At 69.0% G+C, this 16,012-nt stretch carries 15 protein-coding genes; 2 read left to right on the forward strand and 13 right to left on the reverse strand.

The features are described from left to right. The 13 genes from VGV06_02630 to VGV06_02690 form a co-directional block, all read right to left on the reverse strand. Positions 1–873 (reverse strand): MFS transporter (locus VGV06_02630; GenBank protein ID HEV2054050.1); only part of this gene is annotated, 873 nt, incomplete at its 3' end. Next, positions 800–1,237, reverse strand: coding sequence for a GNAT family N-acetyltransferase (locus tag VGV06_02635; GenBank protein HEV2054051.1), 438 nt, complete (start codon positions 1,235–1,237; stop codon positions 800–802). The genes VGV06_02630 and VGV06_02635, both read right to left, overlap by 74 nt. Positions 1,238–1,308: 71 nt before the next feature. Next, positions 1,309–2,004 (reverse strand): RraA family protein, encoded by a 696-nt coding sequence (locus VGV06_02640; protein ID HEV2054052.1) that lies wholly within the window; start codon positions 2,002–2,004, stop codon positions 1,309–1,311. A gap of 42 nt (positions 2,005–2,046) precedes the next feature. Then, a complete protein-coding gene (locus VGV06_02645; GenBank protein ID HEV2054053.1) occupies positions 2,047–2,691 on the reverse strand; it encodes a tetratricopeptide repeat protein in 645 nt (214 codons plus the stop codon). A gap of 2 nt (positions 2,692–2,693) precedes the next feature. Next, complete coding sequence (ligA, locus tag VGV06_02650) at positions 2,694–4,709, reverse strand: NAD-dependent DNA ligase LigA (protein ID HEV2054054.1); 2,016 nt, start codon at positions 4,707–4,709, stop codon at positions 2,694–2,696. A 47-nt stretch (positions 4,710–4,756) separates the two neighbouring features. Beyond that, a complete protein-coding gene (locus VGV06_02655; GenBank protein ID HEV2054055.1) occupies positions 4,757–5,704 on the reverse strand; it encodes a tetratricopeptide repeat protein in 948 nt (315 codons plus the stop codon). A 61-nt stretch (positions 5,705–5,765) separates the two neighbouring features. Further along, the gene (locus VGV06_02660) at positions 5,766–6,257 is read right to left on the reverse strand and encodes a cytochrome c-type biogenesis protein (protein HEV2054056.1); all 492 of its coding nucleotides are present in this window, start codon (positions 6,255–6,257) and stop codon (positions 5,766–5,768) included. Beyond that, on the reverse strand, positions 6,254–6,787 hold the full coding sequence (locus VGV06_02665; GenBank protein HEV2054057.1) for a TlpA disulfide reductase family protein: 534 nt from the start codon (positions 6,785–6,787) through the stop codon (positions 6,254–6,256). The genes VGV06_02660 and VGV06_02665 overlap by 4 nt, the downstream gene beginning before the upstream one ends. Then, positions 6,784–8,742 (reverse strand): heme lyase CcmF/NrfE family subunit, encoded by a 1,959-nt coding sequence (locus tag VGV06_02670; GenBank protein HEV2054058.1) that lies wholly within the window; start codon positions 8,740–8,742, stop codon positions 6,784–6,786. Before VGV06_02670 ends, VGV06_02665 begins: the two co-directional genes overlap by 4 nt. After that, positions 8,739–9,179, reverse strand: a complete 441-nt coding sequence (locus VGV06_02675; protein ID HEV2054059.1) for a cytochrome c maturation protein CcmE — start codon at positions 9,177–9,179, stop codon at positions 8,739–8,741. The genes VGV06_02670 and VGV06_02675 overlap by 4 nt, the downstream gene beginning before the upstream one ends. Continuing rightward, positions 9,176–9,304, reverse strand: a complete 129-nt coding sequence (locus VGV06_02680) for a hypothetical protein (GenBank protein ID HEV2054060.1) — start codon at positions 9,302–9,304, stop codon at positions 9,176–9,178. The genes VGV06_02675 and VGV06_02680 overlap by 4 nt, the downstream gene beginning before the upstream one ends. Positions 9,305–9,489: 185 nt before the next feature. Beyond that, positions 9,490–11,589 (reverse strand): adenylate/guanylate cyclase domain-containing protein, encoded by a 2,100-nt coding sequence (locus VGV06_02685; protein ID HEV2054061.1) that lies wholly within the window; start codon positions 11,587–11,589, stop codon positions 9,490–9,492. Positions 11,590–11,627: 38 nt separating this feature from the next. Next, positions 11,628–12,290, reverse strand: coding sequence for a hypothetical protein (locus tag VGV06_02690; protein HEV2054062.1), 663 nt, complete (start codon positions 12,288–12,290; stop codon positions 11,628–11,630). A gap of 394 nt (positions 12,291–12,684) precedes the next feature. On the opposite strand from VGV06_02690, the gene VGV06_02695 reads away from it, so the two are divergent. After that, a complete protein-coding gene (locus VGV06_02695) occupies positions 12,685–14,847 on the forward strand; it encodes a caspase family protein (protein ID HEV2054063.1) in 2,163 nt (720 codons plus the stop codon). A 233-nt stretch (positions 14,848–15,080) separates the two neighbouring features. Further along, positions 15,081–16,012 (forward strand): hypothetical protein (locus VGV06_02700; protein ID HEV2054064.1); only part of this gene is annotated, 932 nt, incomplete at its 3' end.

Raw genomic sequence — 16,012 nt, forward strand, 5'->3', positions numbered from 1 at the left:
GGGCACGCGCGACAGGCCGTACACCTGGGTGAGGTACGGCACGCCCCAGAGACCGAAGAAGGGCACGAAGGAGCCGTACATTGTGGCGCCCAGGAGCAGGATGGGCCAGGAACGCGGGTTGGCGGCGATGGCCGGCATGGCCGCTATCGTGTCGCGCAGGCTGGGCGCGGGGGCGCGCGGCCCCTCCGCGATGCGGGCAAGGCCCATGTCCTCCGGCTTGTCGCGGATGAAGATGAAGCAGGCGACGGCCAGGACGAGCGTGACGGCGCCGATGCCGACGAAGGACGAGCGCCAGCCGATGGCCTCGACCAGGAGGGCCAGCGGCCCCGTGCCCACGAGCGCGCCCACGGCGCCGATGCTCTGGCTCGTGCCGGCGACCGTCGCGAACTCGTGCGGGCGGAACCACTCAGACGCGAGGCGCAGCGAGGCGATGAGCATCACCGAGGCGCCTACGCCGACCAGCAGCCGGCCGGCGACCGCCACGGAGAAGACGGGCGCGGTGCCGAAGAGCATGCTGCCCGCGGCCATGGTCAGGCCGCCCAGCGCCAGCACGCGGCGGGGACCCAGCGTGTCGGCCAGGGTGCCGTTGGGCAGGGCCATGACCACGAAGCAGTAAGGGTAGACGGCGATCAGCGTGCCCAGGGCCGCCGCGGGGATCGCGAAGGCCTGCATGAGATCGCCCGCCACCACCACCGGCGCCACCCGGTGGAAGTAGGAGAAGATGTAGAGCAGCGCCGGCGCTGCGACGATGCCCCACCGCGCGCGCAGCGTCCGCCGGATCGGGTCCGTCTGAGACCCCCTAACGCATCGAGCGCGGCGGGATGCGCTTGTAGAAGAGCAGCTCCCGCGTGCCCTGGGGCAGGTTGTCGATATGGCCGCTGGGCTGAAAGCCCAGCGCCGTGTGCATGCGGATGGACGCCGCGTTGGTTTCCTCCGTCGAGGAGAACACGCGCGGCGACGGCGAGACCGCCTCGACGGACTTGAAGAACTCGCGGGCGATGCCTTTGCGACGAAAGTCCTCGCGCACCACGATCAGGCTCACGAAGGTGCACTGGAACCAGTCCGTCCGGTACGCCAGAAAGCCCACGATCTCCTTGTCCGCCTCGGCCACAATCAGGTGGTGGCGCTCCATGTGCGACTTGATGAAGGCGCCCGCGCGGTCCTCGCCGATCGCGAGGGCGGCCAGCTCGGCGCAGTCCGTGGCATCGGTGGTACGGGGCAGGCGGATTTCGATCATGGGACGGTGAGTGGAAAATACACCGGCGCGCCCTGGCGGGCAACGCGAGATACCGGCGTGCTGCCGAGGGCTCAATAGGTCCCGGGCCGGATCTGCTTGTAGAGCTCCTTCAGCTTGTCGGGCGTGAAGCCCGGCGCCTGGCAGGTGGAGATGATCTTCTTCTCGTCGGCCTCGACCTTGGCGATGGCTTCGGGGATGCCGCCCGCGATCTCGGGCGGGATCGTGACCACGCCGTGCTGGTCGAAGTGGACGATGTCGCCCGGCTTGATCCAGACGCCGCCCACCTTGACGGGAATGCCGAAGTCCACCATGTGGACGTTGGCGTGGGAAACGGAGATGTGGGCAGCGGCGAACTGGAACTTGAGCGCGCGGACCTCGTCGAGGTCTCGCACGGAGCCGTCCGTCACCACGCCGACGCAGCCCATGGCGCGGTGGATGTTGGCCTGGACCTCGCCCCACTGGGCGCCCTGGCCGCGCGGCTCGTCGAGGTCGTGGACGACGATGACGCGCGGGGCGGGGATGCTCATGACGAAGTCCCACCAGCCGAAGAGGCTCGCGCGGTGCCCCTCGATCGGGCCGTGCTCGGCCCGGATCAGGCAGGTGGCGGCGTGGCCGACCAGAGGGCCCAACTCGGGGAAGAGCCCGCGGATCTCCGAGGAGACGTTGCCCTCCTCGCGCGGCCTGACCTTGAATGTCTCGATGGCGTTGGCCACGCTGGGGCTGGTGATCTTCTTGAGAGCGTTGATCTGCTGCGTCGTGAGCGGCACGGGCTGTCCTCCTTATTAAAGGGCGGCTGGCTTGAACGGCGGTTAAATGGTGCCTTTGCGCTTCTCGATGAGCGCCTGCTTGAGCTGCTCGATCATCTGCTCGATCTGCTGGAGGTTGGGATTGGCGGCGAGCGCGCGCTGGAAGTAGGCGAGCGCCTGCTCGGGCTTGTCGAGCTGGAGGTAGATCTGGCCGTAGCCCGAGAGCGCCCCCCAGTGCTTCGGGTTGCGCTTGATCACCTCGTCGCAGTCGCGGAGCGACTTGTCGTACTCGCCGATGAAGAAGTAGACCGTCGCCCGCTTGTTCCACCCCTCGGCGAACTCGGGCTTGAGCCTGATGATCTGGCTGAACGTGTCGATCGCAGCCTGCCCCTGCCCGTGGTTCATCTGCTCGACGCCGGCGGCGAAGAGCCCGTCCACCTTCGGATCGCCCGAGCGACTCCACACCTGCCAGATCGAGCTCTCCGACAGGGCCCGCACAAGGTCGTCCAGGTCGCGAAGCGTCTTGAAGAGGGCGGGCAGATCGGCGGGCGCGCCGAGCTCGCCCATCCAGGCGGCGGCGAGGCGGCGCGCCTCGACGTCGGTGCTGCCGAGATCGCGGAGCGCCTGCTCCCGCGAGGGGCGCGGCTTGTCCTGGGCGTCCGCCGCGGCCGGCGTGAGGAGCGCCAGGCCGAGAGCCAGGGCGAGCATCTTCACTTCGACCGCCCGATGAGCGAGAGGAACTGCGCCTCGTCCAACAGGGTCACGCCGAGTCGCTTGGCGTCGTCGGCCTTCCCGCCGGGGTCCTCACCCGCGATCACGTAGTCCGTCTTCCTGGAGACCGTGCCCGTGACGCGCCCGCCGAGGCGCAGGATCGCGTCCTTGGCTTCATCCCGCGTCATGCCGCGGAGCCCGCCCGTGAGGACGAGCGTCTTGCCCGTGAGGGGACCGGGCTTGTCCGAGACGCCTTTCTCGGAGAGGTCGACGCCGACCTCGCGGAGGTGGCGGATGATCTTCCGGTTCCGATCCTCCAAGAAGAAGCGGGAGACTGAGCGGGCGATCTTGGGCCCGATCCCGGAGATCTCGTTGATGTCGTCCCCGGTCGCCTTCTCGAGGCGCTCCATGCTGCCGAAGCGGGCGGCCAGGAGCTGCGCGGCGCGCTCGCCCACCATGCGGATGCCGAGGCCGTTGAGGACGCGGGAGAGCCCGCGGCCCTTGGAGGTCTGGATGGCCTCGACGAGATTGGTCGCCGACTTTTCCGCCATGCGCTCGAGCCCCGCCAGCTGTGGGACGTCGAGCTCGTAGAGGTCGCCGAAGTCCCTGCAGAGCTCCCGGTCCACGAGCTGGGTGATAACGACCTCGCCCAAGTGCTCGATGTCCATCGCGCGCCTCCCACCCCAGTGGAAGAGCCGCTCCTTGAGCTGCGCCGGGCAGGCGACGTTGGTGCAGCGCCAGATGGCCTCGCCCTCGGGCCGCTCGGCGGGCGCGCCGCAGACGGGGCACGCCCGCGGCATGTGGAAGGGCTTGGCGCCGGCCGGCCGCTTAGCGGTGACGACCTGGACCAGGTAGGGGATGACGTCGCCGGCGCGCTCGATGAGGACGGTGTCGCCCACGCGCACGTCCTTCTTGCGCACCTCGTCCTCGTTGTGGAGGCTGACATTGCTCACGGTGACGCCGGCCAGCTCGACGGGCTCGAGCTGGGCGGTCGGCGTGAGCGCACCCGTTTTGCCCACGTTGATCGTGATGCCCTTGACCTGTGTCGTCGCCTGGCGGGCGGCGAACTTGAAGGCGATGGCCCAGCGCGGGTGGTGCGCCGTGGCGCCGAGCCTGCGCTGCTGCTCGAGGTCGTTGACCTTGACGACGGCGCCGTCGGCATCGTACTCGAGCGCGTCCCGCTCCGCCTCCAGGCGCCGGCAGTAGGCGATCACGGCATCGATGTCGGGGCACCGCTCCGACCGCGGGTTGACCTCGAAGCCGCTTTCCTTGAGGGCCTCGAGCCGCTCCCAGTGAGAGTCGAAGAGCACGGGCTCGAGGACGCTCGCATGGTAGAGGAAGATCTCGAGCGGGCGCGTCGCCGTGATCGCCGGGTCCTTCTGCCTCACCGCGCCGGCGGCGGCGTTCCGGGGATTGGCAAACGTCGGCTCGCCGGCCTCCTCGAGCCTGGCGTTGAGCCGGGCGAAGGCCTCGCGCGGCATGTACACCTCGCCGCGGACCTCGAGCCGCTTCGCGTCCTTGAGCGTTCCGTGAAGGGTCGAGGGGATGGCCTTGATGGTGCGCAGGTTCTGCGTGATGTCCTCGCCGACCCGGCCGTCTCCGCGAGTGGCGCCGCGCGTGAACCGCCCGCGCTCGTAGAGGAGCGCCACGCCGAGGCCGTCGATCTTGGGCTCGCAGACGAAATCGAACCTGGCCTGAGGAAGCGCCCGGCGGATGCGCGCCTCGAACTCGCGCAGGTCAGCCGGGCTCATCGCGTTGTCCAGCGAGAGCATGGCCACCAGGTGCTCGACGGGCGCGAAGGCCGGTCCGACGCGCCCGCCCACGCCCTGGGTCGGGCTGTCGGGCGTGATCAGCTCGGGGTGCGCCTCTTCGAGCGCGCGGAGCTCGCGCAGGAGGCGGTCGTACTCGGCGTCGGAGATCTCGGGGCGGTCTTCGACGTAGTAGAGGTAATTGTGCCGGTGGATGGCCTCGCGGAGCGCCTCGATCTTTTCGGCGGCATCCTTTGTCTTCGTCATGGTGTCTTCGTCATGGTGGCTTCGTCATGGCGAGGCCCAGAATACCACTAGCGGCGAGGGGCTTTGGTCCGGGCTTCCTCGATGAGGACGGCGACGCGCCGGCGGTCCTCGCCGGGGGGCATGAGCGTGACGAAGCGCTCCCATGCCTTGATGGCGCCGGCGTAGTCCTGCTTGACCTCGTAGAGCACCTGGCCCTTGTACATGAGCGCCGGGGTGTACTTCGGGTCGATCTTGAGCGCCTTGTCGAAGGTCTCGAGCGCGGCGTCAGCGTGGCCGCCCATCGCCACGATCAGGGCAAGGTGCGTCATCGCGTCGACGTTCGTCTCGTCGCGCTTGAGCACGGCCTGGTAGGCCGCGATGGCCTCCGGGTAGCGGCCCGCATTCAGGCTCTCGCGCGCTGCCTGGAGCATCCTGGCCATGATCTCGGGTGGGATGGGCCTGAGGGCGGCGGCCCCGGCGCCAGCGGCCCCGGTGCCGGGCGCCCCGGGCAGGAGCGGGCCGGGATCTGTCAGGGCTGGGCCGGGCATGCCGCCAACCGGCGGGACAGCGGTGGGGTCGGGCGCGCTGTACCGGCTCACGCCCACACCGAGCGCGATGCCCAATGCGAGGAGCGCCATGCCGCCGACGGTGATGGCGGCGGGGCTCCGGGTCCAGGCGCCGGGGGCCGGCGTCGCGCGCTCGACGGCAGGCGGGGCCGGAACGCCGCCCAGGGCATCGAGCTTGGTCAGCAGGTCGGCGGCGCGACCCTCGTACCGGTCCCGGAGCGCCTGGAAGTCGTCGTCCGAGAGCGAGCCCGACTCGTGGTCGAAGGTGAGCTCGTTGAGGGCGCGGTAGGTCGAGGCCTTCTCTTCGGCAAGCTCGAGCCGGCGGTCGGGCGGCGTCGCGGACGGGCCGGCTGTCCCTCCGCTCCCGCCCCGAAGAAGCGGCCAGAGGACGAGCGCGAGCGCGGGCAGGCCGATCGCGCCGATGGCGATCCACTGCGCGGCGGTCAGCACTCAGCCCTCGTCTCGCCGCGCTGCTCGCCTCCGGCTCGGCAGCGGCGTCTCATCTCGAACTTCATCGATCCGTCTCGGACATCTCGCGCCGGATGCGCTCCCGCACGGCGGGGTCGAGCTGCGAGGGCCCGGCGGCCTGTGGTGCGCGGCTCCAGCGACGGACTGTGATGGCGACCAGCACGAGCCCGATCCCGAGGCCCACGAAAGGCACGACCCAGACGAGGAGGGTGAAGCCCGACTTGGGCGGGGAGAGCAGGATCCAGTCGCCGTACCTCTCGACGAAGTAGGCGAGCACCTGCGCGGGGCTGTCGCCCGCGGCCAGTCGCTCGCGGATGATGGCGCGCATCTGGTTGGCGGTCTCGGAGGGCGAGTCCGCCACCGAGACGGTCTGGCAGACCACGCAGCGGAGCTGGGTCGCCACGTCGCGGACTGTCTGCTCGTCTACCTTTGTCGCCGCGGGCGCTGGCTGTGTCGCCGCGGGCGCTGGCGCTGCCCACCCGACGCCGGCGGCCAGCGCGACGGCAAGAGCGGCGCCGGCGAGCCCGCGTGTCATGACGGCTCCTTCAGCAGGGCGTCCAGGTGTCGGCGGGCGATGTTGTCGGTCAGCGCTCCCACGTGCTTGAAGCGCACGCGCCCCCGGCTGTCGATGAAGAAGGTCTCGGGCACGCCGTAGACACCGTAATCCACCGCGACCCGGCCGCGGGGATCGGGAGCATTCGGGAAGGAATGCTCGAAGCGGCTGAGGAACTCCCGGGCCGCCGCTTCCTTGTCCTGGATGTTGACGCCCACGACCGTGACGCCCTTGTCCTTGTAGGCCTGCCAGGTGCGCTCGAGGGCCGGCGCCTCCTCGTAGCAGGCCGGTATGCACCACGAGGCCCAGAAATTGAGCATCACCACCTTGCCGCGGAGGCCCTCGAGGCTCAGGGGGGTGCCCGCGAAGGTCGTAAGAGAAAAGGCCGCCGCGGGCCTGCCCAAAAGCGGCGAGGGGACCTCGCGAGGGTCGGTCTTGAAGCCGTAGGCCAGCAGCACCAACACCGGAATGACGGCCGCGGGGATCGCCCACCGCAGCCTGGATGCGCTCACGCCGGTCTCCGCGCGTCCGGCAGGATGGCCAGCGCCGCCCCGAGCGTCAGCACCACGCCGCCCAGCCAGAGCCAGGAGACCATGCGGTTGACCTGGAGCTTGACCGTTGCGTGGGAGCCGTCGCTGGCGAAGTCGCCCAGCACGAGGTAGATGTCCTCGAAGAAGCCGAGGCGGTAGTCCACAGCCGCGATGGGCGTCTGTTCCTGCGGGTAGAACTTCTTCGCGGGGTAGAGCATGTGGGTGCCCGCTCGCCCGTTCGTCACCGTGAACGCGCCCGTGACCTTGCCGTGGTTGGACTCCTCCGAGGCCGAGAGCCCGTCGAATCGAACCTGGTAGCCAGCCAGCTCAGTGCTCTGGCCCTTGTCGAGCGTGACCTCCTTCTGCACCGACCAGGCCTGCGAGCCCGCCACGCCAAGCGCGATGACGAGGATCCCCAGGTGGACGATGAAGCCGCCGTAGCGGCGATTCTGCCGCAGCAGCAGGTTCCAGGTCGCGGCGAGCCAGCCGTCGCCGCTCCGCCGCCGCGCCCGCACCGCGCGAAAGTAGTCGAGGGCGATCGTGCCGGCGACGAAGACGACGAGCGCCATGACCGTGACGACGAGGACATTGCCCATCCCGAAGAGCCGCAGCGTCGCTTGCGCGATGATGCCGGTGATGATGCCGGCCAGGACAGGCTTGAGGAAATTGCGCTTGAGGTTCTCGGCCGATGCGCGGCGCCAGGCGATGAGGGGCCCCACGCCCATCAGGAAGAGCAGGGCGAGGAAGACCGGGATGTTGACCAGGTTGAAGAAGGGCGCGCCCACGCTGATCTTGACTCCGCGCACGGCCTCGGAGATGAGCGGGAAGACGGTCCCGAAGAAGACGGTGAAGGCCGCGGCGACCAGGAAGAGGTTGTTCAGGAGGAAGGCGGACTCCCTCGAGACGACCGAGTCGAGCACGCCCTCGGCGCGCAGGCGCTCCACCCGCGAGGCGAGCAGCGAGAAGGAGCCGAGCAGCACCAGCGCCAGGAAGGCCAGGAAGAAGACGCCGATCGAGCCCTGGGTGAAGGAGTGGACGGAGCCGATGATTCCCGAGCGCGTCAGGAAGGTGCCGAAGATCGTGAGGCCGAAGGTCAGGATGATCAGGGAGAGGTTCCAGAGCTTGAGCATGCGCCGCCGCTCCTGGACCATCACCGAGTGCAGGAACGCCGTTGCGGTGAGAAACGGCATGAAGGCCGCGTTCTCGACGGGGTCCCACGCCCAGTAGCCGCCCCAGCCCAGCACGTGGTAGCTCCACCAGCCGCCGATGAGGAGCCCGAGTGCGAGGAAGTACCAGGCGATGATGGTCCAGCGCCGCGTGATGGTGATCCACTCCTCGCCGGTGCGCCCGACGATGAGCGCGGCTATGGCGAAGGCGAACGGCACCGTGAAGCCCGTGAATCCCAGGTAGAGGGCGATGGGGTGGGTGATCATGCCCGAGTCCTGCAGCAGCGGGTTGAGGCCGCGGCCGTCGGCCGGGATCGGCGTGAGGCGCTCGAAGGGCGGGGCCGGGATCGTCATGACGAGAAGGAAGAAGGCCAGGATGCCCAGCATGACCGAGAGCACCCACGGGTAGAGCTCGGCTTGGCGGCGCCGGTACTGGATGACCACGATCAGCGTGTAGATCGACAGCATCCAGGACCACAGGATGATGGAGCCCTCCAGCGCCCCCCAGAGCGCCGTGATCCGGTAGTAGAAGGGCGTGCCGCGATTCGTGTTGATGGCGACGTAGTGCACCGAGAAGTCGAAGGTCAGGAAGGCATAGAGCATGAGCGCGATGCAGGCGGTGATGAGCGCCCAGGCCCCCACCGCGGCCCGCTCGCCCGAGCGGAGGAGCGCCGCGCGTCCGGTGCGGGCGCTCATCGCCGCGGCAACGGCGCCCCAGAGCGCAAGGACGAACGCGGCGACGGTCGCGCCGTATCCCAGCTCCGGGATCACTTACCGTCTCCGCGCAGGCTCTTCATCAGCTCTTTATACCCCGGCTGGGCGCCGTCGTGGGGCGCCTTGTACTCCTCGGAGTGCTTGGCCAGGATCAGCGAGGCCTTGAAATAGCCGTCCTTCGTCCAGGAGCCTTCGACGACGGCGCCCCGCCCCTCGGCGAAGAGGTCGGGCGGCGCGCCCTTGTGCCTGACGGGGACGCTCGCCTTGCCGTCCCCGAGCGTGAAGGAGAGATCCAGGCTCTTGGGCTCCCACGTGAGCGAGCCCGCCTGGACCATGCCGCCGAGCCGGTAGGTCTTGCTCGGCGCGGGCGCAGCCAGGAGCTCGCTCGGCGTGACGAAGTAGACGACGGACTGGCTCACGCCCGACCAGATGAGATAGGCGATGGCCGCGGCAATGACGAGGCCGCCGGTCACGAACCTGCCGCGGCGGCTCATGCGCCCTTCCGCCCGCCGCGCGCGGCGAGCCCCTTGGCGCGGCCCGCCAGGCGGCGCCAGTACCCGAGCAGCGCGACGGCCGCCAGGCCGTACGCGGAGAAGACGTAACCCCAGTTATCCGGCATGCATGTCCTCGAGCCGTGCGATCTCCATCATCAGGTAGTCGACCTAGACGAGGAAGAGGGCGTACGAGACATAGAGCCCGTTCTCGAGCGTGGCGCTGCCCTTGGGCGCCACCGTCACAGCGCGGAAAACGGCGGTTACCATCGCAGCGATCCTGCCAGATCGCCAGGGACAGGTCAAATGCGGGTCACTTGCTCGTCAGCACCCACACACCATCCCACGGATCCGGCGGCGGATGGGCGGCGAACTCCCGCGCGCGTTCGGCCATCTTCGCCGGCGGGCCCTGCGGCGGCTCGTCCTTGCCGCTCTGGGCGCCCGCCGCATCCTGCTCCTCGTGCGCCAGAGCCTCCCAGATGGTATACGCGTCGACGAAGCGCATCGCGCGGTAGTGCGCGAGCGCGTCGGCGAAGCGCCGGACCCGATCGATCTGCTCGGGCGTCGCCTTCGCGCGCTCGACGATCGGCTCGAACACCGCGATGGGCGCCTGGCCGCCTTTGACGGTGATCCGGTCCAGCTCGCGCAGCAGAAACTCGTCCTTGGCCAGCTCCGCGGTCGAGGGCCCGATCACCACCTGGCAGCTGAAGAGGGACGGCACGCTTTCGAGCCGCGCCGCCACGTTGACCGTCTCGCCAATACCGGTGTAGTTGTACCGCTTCACCGTGCCGACGTTGCCCACGACGGCAGGACCGGAATTCAGGCCGATCTTGACCGAGAACCCTGTCTCGCCCCTCGCCACGGCCGCATCACGCTCCTGGCGGATCCGGGCGACGGCGGCGAGCGCGCCCCGGATGCCGTTCACCGCGTGTCCCGGGTCCGGTGCCGGGGCGCCCCAGAGGGCCATCACCGCGTCGCCGATGAACTTGTCCACATAGCCCCCGGTGGCGTCCACCTGCTCCACGATGTAGCCGAGGTACTGGTTGGTCAGATGCGTCAAGACCTCCGGCTCGATCTTCCCCGAGAGCGCCGTGAAGCCCGAAAGGTCGGCAAACATCACCGTCATCTCGCGCCGCTCACCCCCGAGCTTCAAGGCTGACGGCTCGTCCGCCAATCGGTCGACGACCGCCGGGGAAAGATAGTGCGAGAAGGCGTGCTGGATCCGCCGGCGCGCGCGGTCCTCAACCAGGTAGCGCACGACATAGGCCACCGCGGGTGCTACCACCAGCGCGGCGAGCGGCAGCGCCAGCGGCAGCCAGAGATCCGCTGCGAGCGCGGCGGTACCCGCGCCCAAGAGCACCGCGCCGATCAACAGCACAGCTCCGGCAGCCAGCCAGGGTGACAGGACCAGCCCCAGCAGAGTCCCGCCCGTGGCCGTCACGGCGGTCAGCCCGGCGACCACGAAGGTCGGGGCCGTCGACGTCACGCGACCGCTCACCACCGCCTCGATCGCAGCCGCGTGAAGGAACATCCCTGGGACGCTGGACGAATCCGGGTCGGAGGCGCCGAGACGTCTTAGGCCGCAGGGGTGGAACGGAGGCGAGTCGGTCCGGGCCGGAGTCAAGAACCGCCCCGACGAAATCTTGCGGTCCTCCTCCGCCAGCGTGCCGCCCACCAGGACGATCTTCCCGGCAAAAGCCCAAGCGAGCGCGTCGGGCGCTTGCTTCGCGCACCGGAGCACATCGACGACGGCGTAGGCGGGAATCCGCTCCAGGTGACGGCGCGGCGCCAACAGCACCTCGCCCGGCATCGGCGGGGCGTTCGCCCGACGCAGGAGCGCGCCGGCGAGACCGGCGAGGGCGCCATCGCGCACGGTCTCATAGCGTGCGTGGACGTGACGACGGCGCCCGTCGGAATCCGCCGTGATCTCCACGGTCCCCAGCGCGCCCTCGTCATTCCGAAGCGCGGCCAGGAAGGGCAGCGCCGGCAGCGTGGCGCCGGTGCGAGCCAGGACTACGCGCTCGCGGTGCTTGTGGAGCGCGGCCAGGAACGGGACATCAAAGTTCCGGGAGAACTGGTTGGCGCTGTAGGCGAAGACAACGTCGAACCCGACGGCGCGGGCCCCGGCCTGGAACACGTCGTCCACGATGGCAGCCCAGAACGGCCCCATCAGCACCCGAGGGTACCGGGCAAGCTCCGGGGCTTCCAGGCTCCGCCGGTCGAGAGCGATCACCGCGACGGGCGACTCTTCGGGCCGATCCTCGACGGGGAAGACGATCTCACGGGCCTTGACGAGAAGATCGAGAAGCTGTCCATCCAGCGGAAGGGGACGTCCGACCACGACGGCAACGACCACAGCGGCCAGGGCGCAGAGGGCGCACGTGAGTTCGCGGTATCGGCGCCTGGTCGCCATCAGAGCGCGGACGCAGGATGTTTCGGCAAGACGCCGGTCTAGTCGACGCTGATCAGCGTGAGGTGGTCACCGGCGGCCGTGGAAGTTCCTCGCTCCGCCCGGAACTTCAAGGTGACCTGTGTCTTGCCTCCGGCTTTCGGCACCAGGACCAGCTCGTAGTCGGTATTCGCGGCGAGGGGGGCCGCTCCGGCCGGCCAGCGAAAGCCTCGCCCACTCAGCGGCGCTTCCAGGAGTGCCGTGCCGCCCTGCGAGACGCGAACCGCGGCAAAGTCATCGGCGCGGGCCCCGACAAGCACGAAGGTCGGCGAGAGGGACAGCCTGACCTCCGGGGAGATCGTGCGCATCAGCACGCCCGCCATTTCACCCTGGCCTCTCATCCGCACGATCGGAGGACACGGGGTCCGAACTTCCTCCGGCTTGCTGCCCCCCGTGATCGTGTAGTTGAGCCCCCCGAAGGCCACCGTGCCCCCCACGACCGTGACCGTCCTGCAGGTTTGGTAGTGGAGGAACACCAGCCGGGTCCCGGGCTGTAACGAGACCGTGGCGCCGACAGCGATTTCGCTGTACGGCTGCACCTCCGGCACGGTCGTCCCGGTCTTCTCCAGCACCAGCGCCGACGCGTTCTGCGCGTCCGCACCGCTCGGGACCCACAGCAAAGCAAGGAGCGCAATACTCAGCGTCAGACGCCAGACAGTTCCCATCGTCGTCTCCCTCAGATCCCCGCTCAGCTCGTCTCGCCCGCACCTTCCCCTGCCAGGAAGAACGTGCTCGGTGCACACTAGCGGCCACGACGGCTGTGGTGCTCGAATCGAGCGGGGGATCGAGCCAGGTCGTGGGCGCGCGCTTCACCCCAGACGTACCACAGAGTCGCCGGCATGGGAAGCCCAGGGAGAGCTTCGCCGATGACCCGCAGCGCGCTCGAGCCACTACCAGGAGACGGACCTCAGGCGGCGATTCCGGCCAAACGATCGAGCCTCTGGACGAATGCGTAATGCACCTTCGTCTTGGGGTCAGCGGGTGAAATTGACCGGAGCGGCCGGCGGAGCATATACTCCTGTACGCTTGAGTGATTCGATTCGGCTCCCGAGGGGAGTGATGCTGGTGGCCGCCTCATCCTGGTCCTGTCTCTCCGCCGTGCTCGTCTTGGGCCCCTTGGCCCTGCTGCTGGCATCCTGCGCGGCTGGCACCGACAGTGTCGCCACCGCTACCGTCACGGCCCAGCCGGCGCCGGGTGGCAGACGCGCCGACGATTTCCTCCCCGTGGATTGCCTTCTGCCCGGCCAGATCCGCCGGCTCGGCCAGATGACGTACTTGACGGCGCGGCGGCCGATGAAGACTTCTGCCAGCGACTGTGAGATCCGCGGCGGCGAGTACGTGGCTTTCGACCGCGCCAACTACGCCACCGCCCTCAAGGTGTGGCTGCCGCTGGCCGAGGGCGGTGACGCCGCGGCGCAGACCTATGTCGGCGAGATCTTCGAAAAGGGGCTCGGAGTCCCGCCCGACCACCAAGCCGCCGCCAGCTGGTACCGGCGCGCCGCCGACCGCGGCTACTCGCGCGCCGCCATCGACCTCGGCCAGCTCTACGAGCAGGGGCTCGGCGTCCCCAAGGACACGCTTCTGGCGCTCGGCTGGTACCGCAAGGCGGCGGGGCTCTCGGACCTGGCCTTCGGCGTCGCCCCCGCCGCGGCGCCGGGCGCCAACGCAGCCGAGGTCGAGCGGCTCCGCACCGAGGTGGGCCGGCTCCAGCTCCAGCTCAGCGCCAAGCAGGCCGAGCTGGACCGGACGCAGCGCGACCTCGCCGGGCTCCACAAGAGCGTCGAGCAGCGCCGCGCGGAGGCGGACACGGAGCGCGGCGCGCTCGCGCGCCTCCGGCAGGAGCTGGACGTCTCTCGGCGGAGCGAGCAGGCAACGACGGCACGGCTCCGCGACCTCGAGACGGCGGTCCCCACCCGTGAGGCCCAGCTCGCGGTGCGCGACCAGGAGGTCGCGGGCCTCCGCGCCGCCCTCGCGCGCACCGAGGCCGACTCCACGGCGAAGAAGTCCGAACTGGACCAGCTCCAGCAGCGGATCGGGGCGGAGTCGGGCGCCCAGCGCGCCGCGCTCGAGCAGCAGCGGCGCGATGCCGCGGCGGAGCTGGCGCGGGCGCAGCGCGACCTGGAGGGGCTCAAGAAGATCGTGGCCGAGCGCGGCCGCGAGGCCGAGGCCGAGCGCGGCAAGGTGGCCGGGATGCGCCAGGACCTCGAGGCCTCGCGGCGCGGCGAGCAGGCGGCGACGGCGCGGCAGCGCGAGCTGGAGAAGTCCGTGGCCGAGGGCGAGCCACGGTTGGCCGCTAAGGACCGCGAGCTGGCCGACCTCCGCGGTCGCCTCGCGCGCTCGGAGCAGGACCAGGGCGCGCTCCGCGCCGAGCTGGGCCGCCTCCAGCAGCAGACCGCGGCGGTGCCGGTGGGCTCGCGCGCTCTCACCGAGGGGGCCGCGCCCCGGGTCGGCCTGCCCAAGCCCACGGCCGGGGTGGTGTTCGGCACCTACCACGCGCTCGTGATCGGCAACAACAACTACCGCGAGCTCAGCAAGCTCCGCACCGCGGTGAACGACGCGCGCGAGATCGCCCGCATCCTCGAGAGCAAGTACGGCTTCCGCGTCACGCTCCTGCTGGACGCCGACCGCTACCAGACCCTCTCCGCGCTGAACGGTCTCCGGGAGCACCTCACCGACAAGGACAACCTCCTCATCTACTACGCCGGCCACGGCGAGCTGGATGCGAAGAACCAGCGCGGCCACTGGCTGCCCGTGGACGCCGAGCCCGGCAGCAGCGCGAACTGGATCTCCAACGTGGCGGTGACCGACATTTTGAACTCCATGTCCGTCCAGCAGCTCCTGGTGGTGGCCGACTCCTGCTACGCGGGCACGCTCACCCGCTCGTCGGTGGGCCGGCTCGAGGCGGGATTGAGCGAGGCCGAGCGCCTCAAGGTGATCCAGGTCATGGCGCAGAAGCGCTCGCGCATGGTGATGACCTCGGGCGGCGTGGAGCCCGTGCTCGACTCCACGGGCGGGCTGCACTCCGTCTTCGCCCAGTCCTTCATCGAGCTGCTCCAGAGCAATATCGGGGTGCTGCCCGGCCAGGAGATGTTCGGGTTCCTGCAGATCCGGGTGGCGGCGACGGCCCAGCGCCTCAACACCCAGCAGGTGCCCGAGTACGCGCCCATCAAGTTCGCCGGTCACGAGGCCGGCGACTTCTTCTTCGTCCGCGCGAGCAACTGACGGGCTGGGCGCCCGGCCCCGGATCTGATCTCCGGGCGGTATCTCCACCCCGCTGACCGCGGCGGGTGTCCACCGACGCAACCGTTCATGCAGCGGAACCTCTTACCGCATTTGGCGTTTGTTCTTGACAAGCCTGCCGGCGAACGGTAAGGTCGCGATGATTTGGGCTCGCAGGCGGAAGCCGAATTGGAAACTCAGCGATCTCGAACAAAGGGGGAAGCGGGATGAGAACGATGCTGACCCGGCTGACGGTGCTGCTCTTCCTGGCTCCCGGCCTCCTGTTGCTCACGGTGGCCGGGGTCGAGGCCCAGGACAAGTGGTCGTTCGTCTTCACCCCGCAGGTCTGGTTCGAGAACGTCCGTAATAACGGTTTTGCGGCCTCGAACAATGCCAGTGGTTTAAGCAGCAATACGTTCCTTCAGGTAGTCCCGTCGACTGCCCTCGACAGCACTGGCGCCGACCCCACGTCCTACTTCTTCCCCCAGTGGGGAGGGCAGTTCGCGGCGCAGCGTGGCCCGTGGACCTTCGGCGTGGCCGCTCAGTACCTTTCGTTCGAGACCAGTAACACGTTTACCACGACTAGCGCGACCTTTCCATGCTCGCCCGGGAACCCTTTTTGCACTCCGGGAAGCCAAATCGCCTTCACTCCTCCTTTCCGGGGTGATAAACTCTACACCGAGATCATCAACACGGATCGCACAGATGTCGATGTGACGGCGACCTACTTCTTCCCTGACGTGATCAAGGATCTGTTGGATGTGACGACAGGTCTGGGCTTCAAGTGGATACGAGCGAGTGGTCACCGGACCCTATCGAACGTCAACACCGGCATCCTAGGGGCCAATCCCACGTTTACCTTCAGTGCTTTTCCCGCGCAATACTTCCGCAAGAGCTGTGGAAATCTGAATAGTTATCTCTCTACATTCAACCGGACATTCAACGCTCCAGACGACTGTCTGACGAACAGGGCAAGCTTTCTCGACCAATATTACGGCGCGACCATCCCGACCACGCTCAACTTCCACCTAACGCCGGACGGCAAGTGGCTGCTGCCCCTGACCATGACACCGTTCCTCGGATCCGAGGGGAGCAGCGACCAAGTGCTGGGATGGCAGACCAGCTTTGCCTACGGCGGCACGTTCGACGTCGGGGTTCGGTACGTCTT

The sequence above is a fragment of the Candidatus Methylomirabilota bacterium genome, assembly GCA_035936835.1.
Classification (GTDB): Bacteria; Methylomirabilota; Methylomirabilia; order Rokubacteriales; family CSP1-6; genus AR37.

Coding starts and splice junctions, on each gene's coding strand:
- ligA (HEV2054054.1), bottom strand. CDS start 4,709: ATGACGAAGACAAAGGATGCCGCCGAAAAGATCGAGGCGCTCCGCGAG.
- VGV06_02660 (HEV2054056.1), bottom strand. CDS start 6,257: ATGACACGCGGGCTCGCCGGCGCCGCTCTTGCCGTCGCGCTGGCCGCC.
- VGV06_02695 (HEV2054063.1), top strand. CDS start 12,685: ATGCTGGTGGCCGCCTCATCCTGGTCCTGTCTCTCCGCCGTGCTCGTC.
- VGV06_02690 (HEV2054062.1), bottom strand. CDS start 12,290: ATGGGAACTGTCTGGCGTCTGACGCTGAGTATTGCGCTCCTTGCTTTG.
- VGV06_02680 (HEV2054060.1), bottom strand. CDS start 9,304: ATGCCGGATAACTGGGGTTACGTCTTCTCCGCGTACGGCCTGGCGGCC.
- VGV06_02685 (HEV2054061.1), bottom strand. CDS start 11,589: ATGGCGACCAGGCGCCGATACCGCGAACTCACGTGCGCCCTCTGCGCC.
- VGV06_02645 (HEV2054053.1), bottom strand. CDS start 2,691: ATGCTCGCCCTGGCTCTCGGCCTGGCGCTCCTCACGCCGGCCGCGGCG.
- VGV06_02675 (HEV2054059.1), bottom strand. CDS start 9,179: ATGAGCCGCCGCGGCAGGTTCGTGACCGGCGGCCTCGTCATTGCCGCG.
- VGV06_02635 (HEV2054051.1), bottom strand. CDS start 1,237: ATGATCGAAATCCGCCTGCCCCGTACCACCGATGCCACGGACTGCGCC.